The following is a 19,307-nucleotide window of genomic DNA, read 5'->3' as shown; positions in this document are numbered from 1 at the left end:
TCGTCCGGTAGTTCGGGCCAACTTTGGGTTCGATGCGTGAGGGCGGTTTCTTTCACGGTTTTGCCGGGCGCGATCGTCGAAAATTAAAACATCCCGTTCTGCCGATCCAGGAAATGGGTGCGAGATCCCTCAACTTCGCCGGGCCAGCGCCTGCGCCAGCACACTGGCGGCAATCAGTTGCAAAGCGTGGTACATCATGATGGGCAGCAGCACAATGCCGACGACGTTGGCCGGAAATAAAACCGTTACCATCACGCTGCCCTGCACCAACGATTTTTTGGAGCCGCAGAACAGTGCCGTAATCCGGTCTTCGCGGTTGAAGCCGAGCAGTCGGCTGATCAGATTGACAAAACCGTAGATCAGAAAAAACAAGCACAACATGCAAGCCCCCAGCACCAGCAAATCCAAAACCGTCAGGCTCTGGAACATCCGACGCTCGAAGGATTCGCAAAACGAGGTGTAAACGATCATCAGAATGACAATTTTGTCGAAATTGCTCAGCGCTTTCTTGTAGCGTTCGGCCCAGGTGCCCAGCCAGCGATTGAGTAAAATACCCAGCACAACGGGCGCAATGACCTGTAACGCCAGTTTGCCAATCACGCCCGCCAGATCGTAATCGCCCGACCCGGTCGACAGAAAGAGACCCATCCACAAAGGCGTCAGAAACACGCCGATCAGGCTGGAAATGCTGGCGTTGAAAATAGCTGCCGGAATGTTACCCCCCGCAATCGAAACCATGACGACGGACGACGAAACCGTCGAGGGCAGGGCTGCGACGTAAAACGCACCGAGCCACAGCAAGCGGGTTTCGTCGGTTCCGAACACCGAAAGCGCGGCCCAAACCACCAGCGGAAAGACAACGAAAGTGGTCAGGTGAATGGTTAGGTGAAGTTTCCAGTTGCTCAGCCCCGCCCGGAGTTTGTCGCCACTGAGCCGCAGCCCGTAGAAAAAGAAAATGACCGAAACGCCCAGATTGGCCAGATTGGACAACGAGAACGGCCCTTCCAGAATACCGGGTGTCGGCCAGAGGTAGGCCAGACCGATCATGCTCAGCAGCGCCAGCAAAAACCAGTCTAACCCCGCCCGGGCGGCCAGGGCGCGGATGGATGAGAAGGAAACCGGGGAAGCCGTTGACTTGGTGTTCACAAACTAAAAGTGCTTAAAAAAACGATCGGTCACTGCATCTGCCGCTTAAAAAAGGCCCACGCTTCCAGATAGACATTGATATCATTCGGGTAATCGTGCTTGCCTCCCAGCACTTTCAGCAGCGTAACCTCGGGTTTGCCTTTTTCCCGGTAGGTATACCGCTCAATGGTTTTGCCATCGTTCGGGTCGGTATCCGGCAGCAGCGTTTTCTTAGGAATGCCTTGATAGCCAGCCAGTTCCGACCAGTACCGGAACGTCCGGTCCGTCGACCGCACCAGTCCCAGACTAATACCGTTCGTTTTCACTTCTCCACCATCATAGGGGTTTGTTTGATCCGCCGTTCCGTTCACGATCATCACGGGAATCGCCAGCCGTTTTTCGGCACAATCCAGGTTGTTGGTGTCGGGTAAATTGGCAATGAGGGCCGTAATCGCCCGAAACTGGTCGGGCATTGTCAACGCCAGCTTGTAGGCCATGTGCCCTCCGCCGGAGGTTCCGACTGCAAAAACGCGCTTGGAATCAATCTGGTAGTTTTTACGAAAGTAGCTGATCATTTCGCCAAAAAACGCGTTGTCGTTGATGTTTTCCAGATTCGCGGCCGACTGGGCGGTTTTGCGGCACTCATTCCAGTACTTTTTATAGCCGTCGGGATACACCAGCAGCAGATTTTCGGTGGGGGCTATTTCTTCCAGTTTTTTGGCACCATTCCGAACGCCCTGCCCGTTTCCGCCCGAGCCGTGGAGCGCAAAAATCAGCGTCGACCCGGGTCTGGCCGGCTTCAAAAAATGAAAGGTTCGATAATGCCCCTCAATCAAAATGGAATCACTCAGGAGTTGACTTTTAGCAAGGCCGGATGTCAACACAAATAGAATAAAGATGACCAATCGTTGCATAAAGAAACGGGATGAGGGCGTTGGGCGCGGTTATTTTTTTACTAATTTATGCTGAATGAAGACGTCAGCATACCGCTGGCCTAACGTCCGGGCAGAGGGCGTATCGAAGTGGGTCGAATCCCCTTTGTCGGTCAAACCGGTGGCCAGCACACAATAGGAATCTGGAATGCGCTGGGTCACCTGTTGCAGGGTCGCATTAATCGTTCCGGCGCTGGGATTGCGTTTTACGACGAAATCGCCCAGCGTTCCGACGACAAACGGCACGTTGGGAGCGTTCAGGTCTTTCCGAAACCACTGGACCAGTCCGGCCAGTTTTTCCCCGTAAGCGGAGGCCTTTTCCGGACTGGAATCGGATTCCCCCTGATGCCAGATAAAACCGCCCAGTTGCCCATTTTCGAGGGCTTTTCGGGCCCGGCGCAACGCATCGTCGTACGGATATGACTGGGTCGGTTCGTAGTAGGCCCCCGGTTTCCAGACATCGATTCCCGAACCGCCCACGGCGCAGGGAACCAGCCCGATGTTCAGATTGGGATCAGCTGCCGAAAGCCGTTTCGCGAACGATAAGCCCGGCCCAACGCCGATCACGGCGGGTTTGTCGAAGTGCATTGGATCGCGGGCCGGAACCCAGGTCAGCTCTTTGGTGAACATCCAGACGTGCGGATTCGGTTGTTGGTCTTCAGCTTCGGGTGTGCCGCGACCCGCCATATTCGACTGCCCAATGAGCAGAAACAAGGTTAGGCGGGGCGGTTTATCCTGCCTGAAAGCCAGGCAAATAGTGACAATTCCTGCGAAAAAAAAGGCGTTAACAACGATTTTCATGACGTGCGTTTTGGGATAAAACCCGTCTTACGGCCAATTATACTGAGTTTTTTGTTTTAGAATGAAAAGTATTTTTATTGGCGGTCGGGCACTTGCCCCGGAGGGGTTTGCTGTTAACAGTCTTCAGATTCAGCGAATCAATTTAGCTCCGGAGGAGCGTTCTAATCAGGGCTCAGGCCGCTCCTCCGGAGCTATCGAAAATGGATGACGTGTTCTATTCTATTAACAGCAAACCCCTCCGGGGTACGATTGGAAAGAGATCGCTGCTTTTTTGGTGCCCCTCGCCCGACGATCCCATTAACAGCAAATCCCCAGTGTATGGTTTCAGGTTCAAAGGTCTAGCCTTTGGATTTGACAAAAATGCTTAAGCTCCAGTTTGGTCTGCACTACCCCGGAGGGGTTTGCTGTTACTAGTAAAAATGAACCCTACGTAGTCGAAGCTCCGGAGGAGCGTCCTAATCAGGGCTCAGGGCGCTCCTCCGGAGCTATCGGAGATGGATAGCCTGGTCTATTCTATTGACAGCCAACCCCTCCGGGGTACGATTGGAAAGAGATCGCTGCTCTTGTAATGCTACTAGCTGACTTTTCCATTGACAGAAAACCCCGCCGGGATACGATTGGAAAGGGTTGGCTATTCTGGTAATGCCCCCACCTAACTCGTTCCCATTGACAGCAAACCTCTGCGGGATATGGAAAGGGATCGCTGCTCTTTTAGTGCTACTAGCTGACTTTCCCATTGACAGCACACCTCTTCGGGATACGGCGGAAAGAGATCGCTGCTTTTTTTGTGCCCCTCACCTGACGATTCCATTAATAGCAAATCCCTTCAGTGTGTGGTTCCAGGTTCAAAGGTCTAGCCTTTGGATTTGACAAAAATGCTTAAGCTCCAGTTTGGCCTGCACTACCCCAGAGGGGTTTGCTGTTACTAGTAAAAATGAGCCCTGCGTAGTCGAAGCTCCGGAGGAGCGTCCTCGTTTAGCTCAGGCCGCTCCTCCGGAGCTATCAGAAATGGATGGCCTGTTCTATTCTATTGGCAGTCAATCCCTCCGGGGTAAAAGGCTTGTTGCTTTGATCAATGGGTAAGAGAAATTTTGGTAGTATTTGCAACGAACTACCGGTTTTTCATATCGGTCACCATTTGATATGAAAAGTAACTTAGTAGGATTAGAACCAGCCCGATGGCCACCCAGATCAGCCAGCGGTTTTCGCTAAAAAACGAGTGGGTGATCATTTGTGCCTCCAAAACGGGGCCGACGTTTGTCACCTGAATGATGGGTAACTTGTCCGGTATTTTGTTCTTAAAATACACCAGATCATACGCAGGTGCGCCAACACCGGGACTGGCAAAAGACAGGTGATAGGATCCTCCCGGTTTCAGTTCGGCCAGTAAGTAGGTGGTTAACTGCTGGGCTTTCAGACTTCCAATGGTCAGCGGGATATTGTTCTGATTATCAATTAGTACATACAGGTCTTCCGTCTGAAGAGCAGGCAGATAAACCGTGTGCAGGCTGTCCTGCGAATTGAGTTCAAAAGCCCGGAGCGTTTCGAAAACGATCCGTTTCCGGCCCCGGCGGCCTGTTCGAATCCGGCGTTGGACCAGTTCCGCACTCCGCCGGTATTGCGATGGCGCTTGGATGGCTAGCGTCAGTTTGTCCGGGCGGGCCGGGGTCTGAAAACGGATGTGGACATAACTTCTATGATCCGAACTGTCGATCTGTGTAAACGAAAGGCCGGGAATCTCCGAATAAGTACCCGCTTCGGGGATCGTTTCATAATAGCCCGCTTTAAGAATATTCAGCGGAGCACTCAGGGAGTCGTTGATTTCCAGTTGATAGTATTCGTAATCGCTCAACGGAAAATCGAGGATTTTCGCTTCGGAGGTTGTCTGGCTGCTGGCGACCGGTTCAAGCAGATAGTCGTCCTCAATACCGTACCACGTTTTGGCGTCGTTGCTGCCGCTGAGCCGGGCTTTTTTGCGGATGTTCGTGTTTTTGATGAGCAGACCGAGGGAATTGATCGGACTTTTGGTCGCATTCCGAAGCACCAGTTTCGTTGACGTCTTGGAGGTGATCCTGGTAACAAGCTCATAGTCTTTGAATTGTGTTTTCTGTCCGGGCTGTTCCTGCGTCAGCAGATACGGTATTTCCTGGTTTTTGCCATCGTAAATCCGAATGTCGGTTTTGTCGGCATTCAATCGGCCAACCACCGCGGGTGGCAGCAGAATCCGGTAATACCCGGATTGCTTTACCGGCAAAATCCGCGCCCGATATTCAGCGGCTTGTCCCCTGACTCCCAGCCAAAAAAACAGGAGCGCCGTTGTCAGACTAAGAAACCGGTTCATGCGTCGCATTGGCGTCGTCGGTAAGAATTAACTTTCTGATTTTCTGATACATGAACGAAATAATCAGCAGCAGGACGCCCAGCGAAATGAACGCGGCAATTTTTCCACCTTCCGAAATGCCCTGAATGTCGTAGATGAACAGCTTCAGGATGGTGAGCGCAAACAGACTCAGGGACAGAATCCGGAGCTGGCGGTTTTTGCGGTTAAGCCCAATCCACATAAAAACGAACGCACAAACGCCCCACAGAATCGGCAGGCCCACTTTATTGGTCTGGGTCAGCAGGTCGTCAAAACGCACCAGAGCGGGCTGGCCGACAAAACCGCCGGTTTTCGATCCTGCAAAACTAAAATAAATGACGTGCGCGAATAGTTCCGACGTCGCTAGATACACGATCACGTACCCCATAAACCACGGCCAGAGCCGGAGCACGATGGGCGGAAGTGGTGCCAGCAGGGTTTTGTTTCGGTCGATGAGCCACAAAATGAGCAGCGTGAAAAGGACACTGGCATAATGAAAGGGAAAGCCGATTAAACTCGGTTCGTTGCTTAAATAATAGTCGTTCAGCAGGGTCATCGTCGCCGGGCTATACGTTGACAGATAGGCGATGATGCCGATTAATCCGAGACCGACGGCAACCCAGAGCGTTCCCCGTTTGCCCACCCGCTGGGCATTGAACAGCAATCCGGCCAGGAAAAACAAGTTGTAACAGCCGAGCAGAATGGTTTGGTTGGGACCAAATCCCAGGCGGATCGCCGATTGATAATCCAGTTCCAGCAAACCGCTCAGGTAGAGAACCAATACCGTGATGAAGCGGAGAAACCGGCGGTAACCGGCCACTTCCAGTTGCCCGATCCAGAACCGGAAAGGCTCGGTCTGCGTATTCAATAACCGGTTGACACCCAGCAATCCAGCAATGGATACTACGCTGGTAATGAACGCTTTGTTCAGGATAATCGGGAGGGGAGCGGTTACAACACCACCGTAGAGATCCGCCCAGTCCATGCCCAGGCTCACGAGCATGAGGCCCAAAACCAGCACCGAGGCCGTTGAAACCAGCGTCAGACCGGATTTCTGTGCCAGCCAAAGCAGCAGCACGGCTTCCAGCGCCCAGAACATGGTGATGAAATTGCCTTCCAGTTGCACCGGCACCGCCAGACTCACGAACGTAATGACCAGGCCGATCAGCAAATAAATCAGGGTGCGGTCGACGGACTGCCGCCGGTAGAGAAACGCGGCCAGTCCAAAATTGACAATGGCCAGGGCCACCGTAAACAAACCCTGATACGCCTGATGGCCGCTATGGGCCAGAATTACCATACCGGCTGCGAAGAAGAAAGCGGTATTGCTCAGCAACAAACTGATTTCCAGCGCCGAAAACCGGGTTTTTTCTTTCAGATTATTGATCAGATTCATCGCCAGGAAGACGGCGTAAAAGAGGGTGGCAAAAACCAGGGCACCGCGATAATGCGGTTTGTTTTCTAGAATGCTGTCCGACAGCCACGCGCCGTAGAGCAAAACGGTGAAACCGTAGGCGACGATGTGCACCAGATTCCACTTTTTGAAATACGCCAGCACCAGCATGCCAACGTCCAGAATGAGGATGTAGGTAAACAAAACCACGTAGTTGCCCTCGCCGGAGCTGACCATGAACGGGGTGGCAAAACCGCCCACCAGCGACACCACCGCCAGTTCGACGCGGTCGTAGGAAATGGCCAGCAGAATGGAAAAACCGGTGATGACCACCATCAGTGCAAAAGCCACCGTCTGGCTGAAAATGTGGTAATCGTGGAAGGCGATGGCAATCGTAAAATAGAGAACCGCCAGACCACCGCCGACCAGCACGGAACTGAAAGCCCCGAACGATTTGCGGAGCCGGTGCGCAACGCCAATGAGCGATCCGCCCGCCAGAATGCCGATGAACACCCGGCCAATTTCGTTGATCCAGTCCTGATCGATGGCAAACTTGACAAAATAGCCAATGCCCAGAACCAGAATGCCGATCCCGATTTTGTTGATGAGATTTTCGCCGATGAATTTCTCCAGATCGGGGTTGTCGCGCAGAAACCGCTGGAAGAACGAGAGTTGCGGCTCGGCCCGAACCGGCGGGGGCGTTGGCAAAACCGGCATCGGCGGCACGGCGAGGTCTTTGGGAATGGGCGGAGGAAGAATGTTTTCGGTCCGGCTTTCCGGCTGCTCCACCACGGGCGCTGGTGCCGGAGCTGGTTCGGGCCGAACGACCGTGGGAGCGGGAATTTCGTCGGGAATGTCAATGATTGCTCCCCGTTCATCCAGCATCGTGGGCTTCGCGGAGGGATCGACCGGCCCGGCAGCGGCCCGGAATTCCTGGAAATCGGCCCGCAACTGGCTGATTTCATCACTTTGCCGCTGAATCAGCTGTTTGACATCCGCAAACCGGCTGTAGGCAACCAGGATCAGCACAATGACAATCACGAGTAAAAACGCTTCCATAAGGGTAGTTTCGGTGGAGCTTAGGCCGTAGTAATCAGTTTTTTAACCGTTGGGCGAAGGCGGGATCAATATACGCGATGGGATCGCCGTTGACAAGCCTTTGCCATATAAAGTTGGTGATCGGACGTCCCTACTGCCAGCGGCATCTGGTAAGTTGTCGGGTTGAGTAAACAACTTACGCCCACAGGTTACAGGTTACACGGTGCTTATCGGTGAAACCGCCCGGCTTATCGGGTAAAACCGGCTCCCGGTCGACTGGTCGAAAAGTTCGTTAAACGCCGTGCCGGATTGTGCCTCTAACCTTCAGTAACGAACAAATAAACCAGCAAAATCATGAAAAAGACAATCTTATCCCTCGCAACTGTAGCCCTTTTAAGCATCGGTGTTTCAATGGCCCAACGCGGATACAATCCCAACACCAACCGCAATCCGGCACCTTATAATACGCCTTCCAATTCCCGGTACGACGATGTGAAGGAAGACATCAAAATCGACCGACTGGACGCGGTGGTGAATCTGTCACGCAAACAGGAAAAAGAATTGAAGCGCATCGAAGACCGGTATGACAGCCGCGAAAATTTCAGCCAGCAAAGCAGAAATCCGCAGCTATACCAACGTTTTCAGGCCCAGAAACAGAAAGAAATTCTGGACGTATTGACGCCGAAACAACGTGAGAAATGGTTCGCTTTTCAACAATCCAACCGGTTCGACCGCAAGAATACCGGATACGGCCGCCGGGGCTAATTCGGAGCGATATATCAATCCAAACCCGTCTTCTCTTCGCAGAGGGCGGGTTTATTTTTTGGTAAAAATGGCAATGGGAATCTATTGAGCGATGTCAATCTTTTCGGTAATTTGCCGTATGACTATTCCTCCTCTGGATCTGATTCTTCTGCTGGGCACGGCGCAGGGGTTTATCCTGGCGACGTTGTTGTGGTTCAACCGGAAAGGCAATCGGCTCCCGAACCGGCTGCTGGCTACGCTGGTGGCTTTGCTGGCTTCGGCCAGTTTGGCGGTTGGGATTCCGATTATGAACCCGTGGATCAATCTGTTTGTCGATTTCGTACCGCTGATTATTGCCATGCCGTTCGGCCCGCTGATTTATTTTTACACCCGCGCGTTGCTGGATTCCGAATTTCGGCTGGGGAAACGCGAACGGCGGCATTTCTGGCCGGTTATCATCGACTGCGGGAGTAAGATTATGGCCTGGATTTTCCTGTTTGGCTTGCTGTTTGGCGTATTTGAACACAGTGACAACCGGAAAGTAGGGTGGCTGATGGACGAGTATGATAAGTATGCGGACATTCCGCGCTGGATTTCGGTGACGATTTACGTGATGGTGGCCTACCGCTGGCTGGGCCGGTTTCAAAAGGCAAATTCCGATAAAACGGCGCAACAACGGGCGAGTGTGCGCTGGGTGCGTCAGTTGCTCCTGGTTTTTGCGACCTTTCAAACGATCTGGTTTCTTCATCTGGTTCCGTATATTATCCCCCAAACCAGTAATGCCCTTCTGGATGCGTTTGGCTGGTATCCGCTCTATATTCCGATTGCGATTATGATTTACTGGCTGGGATTGGGCGGGTATATTCATGCCCGCAACCCGGTTCTGCCCGAGCCCGTTCGTAAAACCAGTCCGGTGGTTTTACCCGACGAGCTGATTCAGGAAACCACGAGCGGATTACGCAAAGCGATGGAAATCGATGCGCTTTATCTCGACCCGGAGCTGACGGTCGAGAAAGTCGGGCGGCATTTGCAGCTTCCGGCCAAAACAATTTCGGCGGTTCTGAACCAGCACCGTGGCAAGAGTTTCAATACGTTCGTGAATGAATACCGGGTGGAGGAAGTGAAACGCCGGTTGAACGATGCGGCCAGTTCCAACCTGACGCTCACCGGTATTGCTTTCGAATGCGGTTTCAATTCCCAGGCCACGTTCCAGCGGACGTTCAAGCAGATGACGGGCGTTTCGCCGAAAGAATACATGAACCAGCAGGCGGTGTAGGCGTATTCTGGTATACCCCGGAGGGATAGACTGTTAACCGGCCATCGCCCCAACGCTCTACCCGCTGAGCAAGCGGTGTAAGTACTATGCTGAACAGGCGGTGTAAGTAGTATTCTGTTGTAACCCCGGAGGGGTGTCCTGTTAATAGTCCCGGAGGCTGCGTCAGTCCAGCTCTGGAGGAGCGCCCTAAATTCAGGGCCGTATGTCGCTCCTTCGGATCAGTCAATAGCCGGAATGCCTATTGACCGTGCACCCCTCCGGGCTTATCTCCTGCGCTATTTCGATCCTGTATAGCTTAAATTTCCTCTCAAATCCGGATTTGAGCAGACTGTCACGTTGCTTTTGGCGTGTTTTATCGCAAAAACAGCACCGATGCCGCACACTGCCAAATTCCTTCTTGGGCTTATTCTGACCCTTTTTCCTTTCAGCTTATTTGGACAATCCGGTTACCGATCGCTTTCAGGGAGCGTGATCCATTCCGAAACCGGAGCACCCATTCCGTTTGCCGGTATTTCGGTGGTGGGCCGGAGCATCGGGACGGTTTCCAATGGGCAGGGGGCGTTTGTCCTCAAAATACCGGTCGCGTATTCGAAAGATAGCATCCGGATTGCCAGCGTTGGGTTTCAATCGGTGACACAACCCATGCCGACGGGCCATCAAAATCTCGTTATTCGCTTAAAAACCGCGGCCATTCTGCTGGACGAAGTGCGGGTACAGGCCCGCCGGAAAACCGCACTGGATATTCTGAAAGAAGCTGTGGCCGCCATTCCGCGGAATTACGACACGACTTCGGTGCAAATGACGGCTTTTTACCGGGAAGACAGCCAGTTCGATAGCAAGCCGGTTTTGTTGAATGAAGCCGTATTATCGGTCTATAAATCAGCCAACAATCATCCCGAAGCCAAAGATCAACTGAAATTGATCAAAGGCCGGAAAAAAAACTACGACCCCGCGACGCACAAGCTGCCACCGGTGATCAACCTGAGCAACGGGGCACGGACCTCCCTCTTCGGTGATCTTGTGAAGCTGGCTTCCCACAAGACTAACCTCATCAATGCGCGCAATTACAAATATTATGAGTATCACCTCAGTATGCTCAGGGGCGACCGACCGATGTATGTCATTGACGTCCGGCAAGGGAAAAAGAAACGGAAAGCCTATGTCACGGGCAAGCTCTACATCGATGCGCAAACACTGGCGTTCGTTCGGTCGGAATGGCAGATAACCCAGGCCGGGCTGGACCGGGAAAATAACGATGACTGGCTATTGAAAAAAATTGGTTTCATCGTTCAAAAGCTGAAGTATGAACTGTCTGATTTTAAGGAAGTTGTTACGTATGCTCAGGATAATGCCACCGGAGCGCCGGGCCGGTGGCATTTGAGTAATGTTGAGCGACGGTACGAGATACGCATCAACAGCAAATCGCGGAATCTGGTCGATAAAATCTGGAAAATAGCCACCAGTTTTACCGTCACCGAGGTGGGTCCCAAAGGCATTCCTCCGTTTGCCGAGGGCGATATCAATGAAAACCGCAACCCGATGGGCAACCTGATCGGCGATCAGAACGATCCGAATTTCTGGGAAAATTACAACATTCAAAAACCCATTTCGGAGGATACGGTTTCCCGGAAAATACCGCCGGTTTCGACTACCAGGAAACCGGATTCCACGAAAGTCCGCTTTTCCAACCGCCAGAACGGTTTTACCCGCGCCGATACCCTGCGCGGCAAACTGACACCCCTGCGGAGTAACTACGATGTCACGTTTTATGATCTTTCCGTCAGGGTTGACATTGAAAACAAGGCAATCAGCGGAAGGAATACAATGCGGTTTCGGGTGCTGGCTCCGCTCGACAAAATGCAGGTGGATTTGTATGCTAACATGCGCATTCACCAGATTTTATACGCCGGAAAACCAGTCGCCTACACGCGGGAATTCGATGCGGTTTTTGTGCAGCTTCCGGAAAAACTCCAACCGGGCCGTGAGCGGGAACTCGAAATCGAGTATTCCGGAAAACCGCAGGTTCCGGACTGGACCGTGCCAATGATGGGCGGTTTTTTGTGGGACAAAGACAAGGACGGAAATCCGTGGGTACAGGTGGTTTGTCAGGGTTCGGGCGCCAGTTTGTGGTGGCCCAACAAAGACCACCTGTCCGACGAACCCGACAGCATGCGCATCCGCGTGACGGTTCCGGGCGATCTGATGGAAATCTCCAACGGGCGGCTTTTGCGCAAAACCGCCTTGCCCGACAACTGGACGCAATATGACTGGTATGTGAGCTATCCCATTAATAATTACAACGTTACGCTGAACATCGGGAAGTATGCCCACCGGCGCGAAACCTATGGCGCGGATTCACTGACGCTGGATTTCTACTGCATGCCCTATAATCAGGAGAAATTCCGCTGGGTGTTTGATGGGGTAAAACCGATGCTGACCACCCTGGAAAAGCACTATGGAAAATACCCGTTTCCGCGCGACGGTTTTACGCTGATGGAATCGCTCTACCCGATGGAACACCAGAGCGCGGTTTCGTTCGGGAAACTACCGGCTGGCCGGGCCGATTCGCTCACGTTGGCCGATTCCTTACGGATCATGCAGTTAGCCTGGCATGAAGTGTCGCACGAGTGGTGGGGCAACAGCGTGAGTTGCCGCGACATGGCCGATATGTGGATTCACGAAGCATTTGCCACCTATTCGGAAGGTTTTTATCTGGACTCGGTGGTGCCGGACGATGGTGAACTCGGCTATATCGCGTCGTTGCCCCCGCAGGTTGGCGGGAAAGAGCCCATCATCGGCGTGTATGATGTCAACCACATTCATTATGATATTGGTGACATGTATTCCAAGGGCAGCCTGATGTTGTATACGTTTCGGCACGCGCTCAACAACGATACGCTTTGGGCCGGTCTACTGAAAGGAATTCAACAACGGTTTCGGTATAAAACCGTCACAACCAAAGACCTGGTTGGGTATGTTAACGAAAAAACCGGTACGGATTACACCTGGTTTTTCGACCAGTATCTGACCTGCACGACGCTTCCAACGCTGATGATTAAACTCGTGGAAAAGGAGCAATCGCTGGTTGTGAGCTACCGATGGAAAGCCGACGTACCAAATTTCCGGATGCCGATCCGGGTGACCAAATCCGAAGATCAGTTTGAGTTTATAACGCCCACCACCGCGTGGCAAACGATGACGTTACCCAACATGACCGCCGATGACTTTGAAGTAGACGAAACCCGGTTTTACGTGAAGGTGGAGGAAGTGGAACCGAATTAATCCGGTCAACGGCACTCAGGCCGCTGACCGGATCTTTACTTCACCACAAAGTCGGAATCTTTGACACCGTCGTTGATTTTGACTTTGTCAACGGCAATCTGCATCTGCATTTGCCCCATGCCCTGCGAAAAGGAAGAGGGATATTTTAGTCCTTTAAAGTCTTTATAATCACCATATTGCATGGTTTGTTCGACTTCGCCACGCGGAGACTTCTGGGTTGCCACGCTCTGAACTTTCAGCCCCGAAGCCACATCGTAGTAATCGGTCCACGAAACCGCTCCGTCGGCAGTCGTATGTTTCACTTTATAGGCATCTTTGCCACCGACTTTCTCCGTGCCTTCCACCGTACTTTTCACGCCCTGTTCCGCAAAATGCAATTCCGGAAACAGTGATCCCTGAATAAGAGCCTGCTGGGCATCTTTTCCTTCCAGAACCTGATTACCACCGCGCATGCCGCCCATCGCAATTTTAGTGCCGTCGCTGGTCATCTTAAACACTTCCATGCCATTGGCAATCATCACCCGCGAATACTTGTTGGGCGCTTTTTGCTTTAAGGTAATTACCATCGGGTTGCCCTGCATTTCGGTCGACATCTGAACCGTCAGGTTATCGACTGTCGCCAGAAAATCCTTGCCGCCAATGGCTGTCAGGTACTTAGCGATCACCTCGTCGGCTGCGGGTGTTGTTTGGCCAAAAGCCCACAACGAGAGCGCAGGCAGCATCAGCAAGGTCAGAATGAGTTTCTTCATGGTTTTCAGTAGAAGGTTTGTCCGAAATCTAGGTAAAAAAAGCAGATAATCAAGCGAAAATACTGATTGCAATCGGGGTCCTTAAACTTCAGGCGGGTAATCGGAGTTTAAAACCCTGAACCACCCCGAACCCATGGCCACCTACCAACTTCTCCACGACTGGAATGTCACCCCCGCCGAAGCCGTCGCCCTGCAACAGCAGCTACGGCATCAAATCCAGATTCAACCCCTGACCAAACCGGTCGAGACGATTGCGGGCTGCGATATTTCCTTCAATAAATTTGAGGAAACCGTCTATGCCGGTATTGTCGTTTTGCGGCTGGAAACGCTGGAAGTGATTGAGGAAGTGGGCGTTATCAGCTCGGCTACCTTTCCGTATATTCCCGGATTGTTGTCGTTTCGGGAAATACCGTCGCTGCTCGAAGCGTGGTCGAAACTGAAAACCGAGCCCGATGTGGTGATGTTCGACGGCCAGGGCATCGCCCACCCGCGCCGGATCGGCATTGCATCGCACGGCGGGTTGTTTCTGAACCGCCCGACGTTTGGCTGTGCCAAGTCGGTTCTGGTCGGAAAATACGACGAACCGGCCCCGGAGCGGGGCAACTGGACCCCAATGCGGCATTATGGCGAGGTGATCGGGGCGGCTTTGCGTACCAAAAACAAGGTCAATCCCGTCTACGTTTCGCCCGGCCATCTGATCGATCTGGAAACGGCTATTTCACTCACGTTGCAGTGCGACGGGGGCCGCCGTGGATACGGCTACCGGATTCCCGAACCCACCCGCCTGACGCACAACCTGGTCAATGCGCTCCGGCGCGGTGAGCGAAGCCCCGACTGATGCACCCGGGGATTCTGTTTGATCCGTCGTCGATACACCGGGCCGTTGGCTAACTACTTTTCGGGAGGCCCAACCCTAGGAGCTTTGCCTTAGCCAGTTACCCCGTCCGGTATTTTTAGTTTCTGAAAAAGCCCAACCATCCGAAACGTGAGCGGTTGACTTTAGGTAAACGGTTATTTCACTTTATTTATTCACGTTATGATTTTAAAAATGGACCGGCTCCCAATCGAGCTGCCTACACCCAAAAACCCGTCGCCGAACGATGCGGCTGCCGTTCAGGAACTCCTCGGTGGAAAATTCGGGGAAATGTCGACCCTGATGAACTACACCTATCAGTCGTTTAACTTCCGGGGGCGCAAAAAAATCCGTCCGTTTTATGATGTCATCAGCAGTATTGCTGGTGAAGAATACGGCCATATTGAAGTGGTTGCCTATACGGTCAACCTGCTTTTGACGGGGGCTTCCAAGCGCGGTTTCGACCCGACAACGGCCCCACTGGCCGATGCCGTCAATGCCCGCAACACCCACCATTTCATCGCCAGTGGCCAGGCGGCTTTGCCGATGGATTCGATGGGGCATTTCTGGACGGGTGACAATGTGTTCAGCAGCGGGAATCTGAAACTGGATTTACTCCACAATTTCTTCCTGGAATGCGGTGCGCGGGCCAACAAGATGCGGGTGTATGAGATGGTGAGCGACCCCACGGCGCGAACCATGATCGGTTATCTGCTGGTGCGGGGCGGTTTGCACGTGGTAGCCTACGCCAAGGCCCTCGAAAGGCTGACGGGTGTGGAAGTGACCAAGCTGCTGCCGGTTCCGAACCTGAGCAACAACGCGTTTCCGGAAGCCAGGAAGTTCATGGAAAATAAGCTACACCTGAAACTGTATACGTTCAGCAAGGACGATTACCAGCAGGCCGGACTGATCTGGAACGGGACACACCCCGACGATGGGCAGGAAGTGGAGGTCGTGTTCGGAAGTCCGGAAGGCTTTCCGGCACCGGATCTGGAAGCCGAACCGCAGCTGAACGCGCCCGGTGACGATGAAATCGACCCGGAAATGTTCGCTGATATTGCGAAGAAGCTAGGCATAAAATTGTGAAAAAGAAGTGCCACGGCGGTTTGCCGTGGCACTTCTTCATTTTGCTCAAGTAGTTATTTTATACTTTCGGATCCTCTTTTTTGATCTGAAAAGCCGGTGCTGCCCGGCGGCCTACCCTTCCTTTTACACGCCCCCGACTTTCTCCCGGAAACGCTCCCCTGATCTCAAACCGGGACCATGAAACTCCGCGTTACCGCGCTGGTTGCCGGTTTCCGCTTCGCTGCCAGCCAATTCCCCCACCCATCAGGCAATTTCAGCCGGAAAATGAACCGCTTCGGCTTCTTTTTTTTCGTCACGCATTGCCAAAACGGCTTGCTTTGGGGCATCAATCAACTTCTAAAAATATGCATCGTGTAATTCTTTCCGCAGCTATTGTGCTGCTGCTTTCGGGTCCCCTCCGTGCTCAATCGACCCTTTCTGCCGAACAAAAAACGCAGCTCAAAGCCTGGCAGGAGGCCAATCTGGCCGAACTCAATCTGACCGAAGAGCAAAAGCCTAAAGTGGAAGCCATTCAACAGACGTATAGGCAGGGATTGGCGGATTTGAAAAATTCGAACGGCTCCCGGCTCGCTAAATACCGGACCTATAACGATCTTAAAGAGCGGAGAAACCAGCAGATGAGTGAGGTGCTTACCCGGGAACAATACAAAACATACCGGCAACAGCAGGAGGAGCAGGAAAAGGAATTGAAGAAACGACGTTCGTCCCGGAACTGAGCGCCCGCTTTTGTTTTACCCAATGACTATTTTTCCATGACTCAAGTCTTCAAATGGTGCCTGATGGTTGCGCTGTGCGGAATAAACGCCTGTCAGGAACGGAACGAACCTCCGGCTCAACACCAATACCGCTTTATGGGCAGCCTGCCGGTCGACGGCCGAAATCGCACGTTTGTGCTTAATTTGCCGCCTGATTACTATGAAAAAAAACGGACGTACGCCCTGGTCATCGGACTGCACGGGTTTGGGGGCAACGCCCTGCAATTTGAAGCGGATTACCAGTTCACCCGCAAGGCCAACCAGGATTCCTTCGTGGCGGTGTATCCGGAAGGCGTGGCGAGTGACGGCCCGTTGGGCCTTCGAACCTGGAATGCGGGCGGGTGTTGCGGGTATGCCCAGGAAAATCAGGTCGATGATACCAAATTCATTCGCACGCTAATTGATCGGTTAGTGGCTGATTATCAGATCGACCGCAAGCGTGTATACGTTACCGGAATGTCGAACGGCGGGATGATGGCTTACCGCTTGGCCTGCGAATTGTCCGACAAAGTAGCCGCCATAGCCGCCGTGAGCAGCACCTTGATTAGCGAGATGCCCTGTCAGCCCGGTCGGGCCGTTCCTGTTCTGCACATCCATTCGCTGCTGGACACGAAGGTGCCCTATGCGGGAGGAATCGGATTAGGTGGATACCGGTATCCTCCGGTAGACTCGGTATTGAACGTCTGGGCGTCGATAAATGCCTGCCAGCCGTCGCCGGTTACGCGGGTTGACACTACCGGGTATACGCTCCGGGAATGGACTACGTGTACGCCCAAAACGGGGATTCAGCTGTATCTTACCAGGGATGGTGGTCATTCCTGGCCGGGAGGAGTGCCTAGCCGGCCAGGGGCCGACGTGCCTTCGTCGGCCCTGAAGGCGACCGATATTATTTGGGATTTTTTCACCCGGTATCAATTACCGTGAGTAAATTTCTGCACCAAACCCGAACTTGGGTTCGGGCAAAAATGAAGCGTCTTTTTACCATGAATACGGTGTTTCCCGACTCGATTCCCTTCCGGAGCTGGTTGATTCTGCTCAGTGCGCTGGCTGTGACCATTCTTTTTGCCTTGCCCCGGCTGGCCCTGGTTTATTTTTCCAGTCGGGGAACCCGTATCGATTTTCCCTGGCTGGAATTCAGCGTTCGATCCCTGTATTCTTTCCTGATTGCGATCCTGTTTCTGCTGGTCAATCTGAGTTATCAACGGTTCGGTTTGTCGCGTTTTCCGGGGGTGATCAGTAACTACCTGATTCCGCTGCTGCTGAATGTGGTCCTGCTGATCGGGATTGATTTTATACTCATCCGAATCCATCTGAACCTGTTCGCTCCTCCTTTCAATGAACGCGTGTTCCGCTTTTTCTTCCGAATATCGGTGGTGCTGGAAGTGCTGCTGGTGGTGCTGATCGCCTGTATTTTCCGGCTCATCTTCCGCAACCAGCAGGTCCGGATTGCCAACGAGCGGTTGTTGAAAGCGAACGCGGAAACCCAGTACGAACTGTTAAAAAACCAGGTCAATCCGCATTTTCTCTTCAACTCGCTCAACACGGTAAATGCCCTTATTCTGCACGATCCGGTGGCGGCTTCGCAGTTTGTCAGCCACCTTTCGGATGTCTTTCGGTATAGCCTGACCAGCCGGACCGCCGATCTGGTGACACTGGCAGAAGAACTGCGGTTTATGGAATCCTATATGGCCATGCTGGCGGGTCGATACGGCGAAAAAATAAGGTTTCAACTCGCTATCAATCCGGTTTATACCAACAGCCGACTCCCCCCAATGGCGTTGCAGGTGCTGGTGGAAAACGCGGTCAAGCACAACGTCGCTTCGTATCGGCAACCGCTTTGGGTTGAGCTGGTTACGAACGCCAATCACACCATAACCGTCAGCAATGGACTCCAGGCGAAAAAAGAGCCGGAGCTGTCTACCGGCCTGGGGCTGGCTAATCTCAACCAGCGCTGCCTCTATTTGTCGGGCAGAGAGATTACGATTCAAAAAACAACCCGTACCTTTTCCGTAACCATTCCTTTATTGCTGTAAGCGATGCGAGTATTGATTATTGAGGACGAAGCCCACGCAGCCGCGCAGTTGATGACCCTGCTGCGCACCCTGCCCGGGTCGTTTGATTTTGTGGACGTGATCGACAATACGGAGGATGCCGTTGCTTTTCTGTCGACCAAACCGCCGATCGACCTTATTTTCCTGGATATTTATCTGGCGGACGGAGTCTCGTTTACGATTTTCAAACAGGTGCGCACCGACGTCCCCATCATCTTCACCACCGCTTACGACCAATATGCTATTCAGGCTTTTGACGTCAATAGCATCGACTACCTGCTCAAGCCCATCCGGCTGGAACAATTGCAAAAAGCCCTGGAAAAATACGCCCGTCTGACCGATCGGCAGCAGGGACTCCTGGATACCCGTGTGCTGGCCGAATTAAGTCGGCTAATTCAGGGCGAGAAAACCTACAAACGCCATTTTCTGGTGCCTTTCAAAGACCGGTTGATTCCGGTAGCCGCCGACGAATTCGCCTGGTTTGAAGTAAGGTATGAAGTCGTGCGGGGAATGAAATTTGATCAGGTACCGCTGGTGATGGAAGAGAAAAGTTTGGAAGAACTGAGTGCGGTTTTGCATCCGGCTCAATTTTACCGGGCCAACCGGCAGTTTTTAATTAACCGAAAAGCCATTCGGGAGATCAGCTACTATTTTAATGGCCGCCTGTATCTGAATCTGGAGCCTGCCCCTGCGGAGAAAATCCTCATTAGCAAGGCCCGCGCCAACCAGTTCAAAACCTGGATGCGTACGGCAGTCCCATAATTTCACGGAAACGATACCTTTCTTCGGCCCAAAACCGTACGCGTCAATTTTGGTCCGCAATTCGAACATCCAAAGTGCATTTTCCGACACTTCAGCCGTCC

16 protein-coding genes are annotated in these 19,307 nt (G+C 52.8%); 10 read left to right on the top strand and 6 right to left on the bottom strand.

The window, feature by feature from the left end; all coding sequences use genetic code 11:
* Positions 1 to 129: 129 nt before the first annotated feature.
* The 5 genes from EHT87_RS09560 to EHT87_RS09540 form a co-directional block, all read right to left on the bottom strand.
* A complete protein-coding gene (locus tag EHT87_RS09560) occupies positions 130 to 1,146 on the bottom strand; it encodes a bile acid:sodium symporter family protein (RefSeq protein WP_229320962.1) in 1,017 nt (338 codons plus the stop codon).
* A gap of 29 nt (positions 1,147 to 1,175) precedes the next feature.
* Positions 1,176 to 2,039, bottom strand: a complete 864-nt coding sequence (locus tag EHT87_RS09555) for a CE1 family esterase (RefSeq protein WP_124906343.1) — start codon at positions 2,037 to 2,039, stop codon at positions 1,176 to 1,178.
* Positions 2,040 to 2,069: 30 nt separating this feature from the next.
* Entirely contained in the window at positions 2,070 to 2,858 is a 789-nt protein-coding gene (locus tag EHT87_RS09550) for a sialate O-acetylesterase (protein WP_124906341.1), read from the bottom strand.
* Positions 2,859 to 3,969: 1,111 nt separating this feature from the next.
* On the bottom strand, positions 3,970 to 5,208 hold the full coding sequence (locus EHT87_RS09545) for a DUF3999 domain-containing protein (RefSeq protein WP_148096028.1): 1,239 nt from the start codon (positions 5,206 to 5,208) through the stop codon (positions 3,970 to 3,972).
* On the bottom strand, positions 5,183 to 7,669 hold the full coding sequence (locus EHT87_RS09540) for a DUF2339 domain-containing protein (protein WP_124906337.1): 2,487 nt from the start codon (positions 7,667 to 7,669) through the stop codon (positions 5,183 to 5,185). Before EHT87_RS09540 ends, EHT87_RS09545 begins: the two co-directional genes overlap by 26 nt.
* 333 nt (positions 7,670 to 8,002) lie before the next feature.
* Here EHT87_RS09540 and EHT87_RS09535 point away from each other — a divergent pair, with 333 nt between their 5' ends.
* The 3 genes from EHT87_RS09535 (at position 8,003) to EHT87_RS09525 (ending at position 12,950) form a co-directional block, all read left to right on the top strand.
* Complete coding sequence (locus EHT87_RS09535) at positions 8,003 to 8,413, top strand: hypothetical protein (RefSeq protein WP_124906335.1); 411 nt, start codon at positions 8,003 to 8,005, stop codon at positions 8,411 to 8,413.
* A gap of 118 nt (positions 8,414 to 8,531) precedes the next feature.
* A complete protein-coding gene (locus EHT87_RS09530; protein ID WP_124906333.1) occupies positions 8,532 to 9,668 on the top strand; it encodes a helix-turn-helix domain-containing protein in 1,137 nt (378 codons plus the stop codon).
* 468 nt (positions 9,669 to 10,136) lie between these two features.
* Positions 10,137 to 12,950, top strand: a complete 2,814-nt coding sequence (locus EHT87_RS09525) for a M1 family aminopeptidase (protein WP_185716177.1) — start codon at positions 10,137 to 10,139, stop codon at positions 12,948 to 12,950.
* A 35-nt stretch (positions 12,951 to 12,985) separates the two neighbouring features.
* On the opposite strand, the gene EHT87_RS09520 is transcribed toward EHT87_RS09525, so the two are convergent.
* Positions 12,986 to 13,699 (bottom strand): hypothetical protein, encoded by a 714-nt coding sequence (locus EHT87_RS09520; protein ID WP_124906329.1) that lies wholly within the window; start codon positions 13,697 to 13,699, stop codon positions 12,986 to 12,988.
* A 133-nt stretch (positions 13,700 to 13,832) separates the two neighbouring features.
* Between EHT87_RS09520 and nfi the strand changes: the two genes are divergently transcribed.
* The 7 genes from nfi (at position 13,833) to EHT87_RS09485 (ending at position 19,206) form a co-directional block, all read left to right on the top strand.
* Positions 13,833 to 14,537, top strand: coding sequence for a deoxyribonuclease V (gene nfi, locus EHT87_RS09515; protein WP_124906327.1), 705 nt, complete (start codon positions 13,833 to 13,835; stop codon positions 14,535 to 14,537).
* A gap of 210 nt (positions 14,538 to 14,747) precedes the next feature.
* Positions 14,748 to 15,638 carry a manganese catalase family protein gene (locus EHT87_RS09510; protein ID WP_229320960.1) on the top strand — a complete coding sequence of 297 codons (891 nt, stop codon included), beginning with the start codon at positions 14,748 to 14,750 and terminating at the stop codon, positions 15,636 to 15,638.
* 177 nt (positions 15,639 to 15,815) lie between these two features.
* On the top strand, positions 15,816 to 15,995 hold the full coding sequence (locus EHT87_RS09505) for a hypothetical protein (RefSeq protein ID WP_124906323.1): 180 nt from the start codon (positions 15,816 to 15,818) through the stop codon (positions 15,993 to 15,995).
* Positions 15,983 to 16,354: a hypothetical protein gene (locus EHT87_RS09500; RefSeq protein WP_124906321.1), complete on the top strand. Its 372-nt coding sequence runs from the start codon at positions 15,983 to 15,985 to the stop codon at positions 16,352 to 16,354. The genes EHT87_RS09505 and EHT87_RS09500 overlap by 13 nt, the downstream gene beginning before the upstream one ends.
* A 36-nt stretch (positions 16,355 to 16,390) precedes the next feature.
* On the top strand, positions 16,391 to 17,317 hold the full coding sequence (locus EHT87_RS09495; protein WP_124906319.1) for an extracellular catalytic domain type 1 short-chain-length polyhydroxyalkanoate depolymerase: 927 nt from the start codon (positions 16,391 to 16,393) through the stop codon (positions 17,315 to 17,317).
* Between the two features lie 41 nt (positions 17,318 to 17,358).
* Positions 17,359 to 18,426, top strand: a complete 1,068-nt coding sequence (locus EHT87_RS09490; RefSeq protein WP_124906317.1) for a sensor histidine kinase — start codon at positions 17,359 to 17,361, stop codon at positions 18,424 to 18,426.
* A gap of 3 nt (positions 18,427 to 18,429) precedes the next feature.
* Positions 18,430 to 19,206 carry a LytR/AlgR family response regulator transcription factor gene (locus tag EHT87_RS09485; RefSeq protein WP_124906315.1) on the top strand — a complete coding sequence of 259 codons (777 nt, stop codon included), beginning with the start codon at positions 18,430 to 18,432 and terminating at the stop codon, positions 19,204 to 19,206.
* Positions 19,207 to 19,307: the final 101 nt, after the last annotated feature.

Source organism: Larkinella knui (genome assembly GCF_003858645.1).
Lineage (GTDB): Bacteria > Bacteroidota > Bacteroidia > Cytophagales > Spirosomataceae > Larkinella > Larkinella knui.
This window is presented reverse-complemented; position numbering and strand designations above follow the sequence as displayed.

What these genes read in the sequence shown, in the direction of transcription:
- EHT87_RS09555 (WP_124906343.1), bottom strand. Translation starts at nt 2,039, where the DNA reads ATGCAACGATTGGTCATCTTTATTCTATTTGTGTTGACATCCGGCCTT.
- EHT87_RS09550 (WP_124906341.1), bottom strand. Translation starts at nt 2,858, where the DNA reads ATGAAAATCGTTGTTAACGCCTTTTTTTTCGCAGGAATTGTCACTATT.
- EHT87_RS09545 (WP_148096028.1), bottom strand. Translation starts at nt 5,208, where the DNA reads ATGCGACGCATGAACCGGTTTCTTAGTCTGACAACGGCGCTCCTGTTT.
- EHT87_RS09540 (WP_124906337.1), bottom strand. Translation starts at nt 7,669, where the DNA reads ATGGAAGCGTTTTTACTCGTGATTGTCATTGTGCTGATCCTGGTTGCC.
- EHT87_RS09535 (WP_124906335.1), top strand. Translation starts at nt 8,003, where the DNA reads ATGAAAAAGACAATCTTATCCCTCGCAACTGTAGCCCTTTTAAGCATC.
- EHT87_RS09530 (WP_124906333.1), top strand. Translation starts at nt 8,532, where the DNA reads ATGACTATTCCTCCTCTGGATCTGATTCTTCTGCTGGGCACGGCGCAG.
- EHT87_RS09520 (WP_124906329.1), bottom strand. Translation starts at nt 13,699, where the DNA reads ATGAAGAAACTCATTCTGACCTTGCTGATGCTGCCTGCGCTCTCGTTG.
- nfi (WP_124906327.1), top strand. Translation starts at nt 13,833, where the DNA reads ATGGCCACCTACCAACTTCTCCACGACTGGAATGTCACCCCCGCCGAA.
- EHT87_RS09510 (WP_229320960.1), top strand. Translation starts at nt 14,748, where the DNA reads ATGGACCGGCTCCCAATCGAGCTGCCTACACCCAAAAACCCGTCGCCG.
- EHT87_RS09505 (WP_124906323.1), top strand. Translation starts at nt 15,816, where the DNA reads ATGAAACTCCGCGTTACCGCGCTGGTTGCCGGTTTCCGCTTCGCTGCC.
- EHT87_RS09500 (WP_124906321.1), top strand. Translation starts at nt 15,983, where the DNA reads ATGCATCGTGTAATTCTTTCCGCAGCTATTGTGCTGCTGCTTTCGGGT.
- EHT87_RS09495 (WP_124906319.1), top strand. Translation starts at nt 16,391, where the DNA reads ATGACTCAAGTCTTCAAATGGTGCCTGATGGTTGCGCTGTGCGGAATA.
- EHT87_RS09490 (WP_124906317.1), top strand. Translation starts at nt 17,359, where the DNA reads ATGAAGCGTCTTTTTACCATGAATACGGTGTTTCCCGACTCGATTCCC.
- EHT87_RS09485 (WP_124906315.1), top strand. Translation starts at nt 18,430, where the DNA reads ATGCGAGTATTGATTATTGAGGACGAAGCCCACGCAGCCGCGCAGTTG.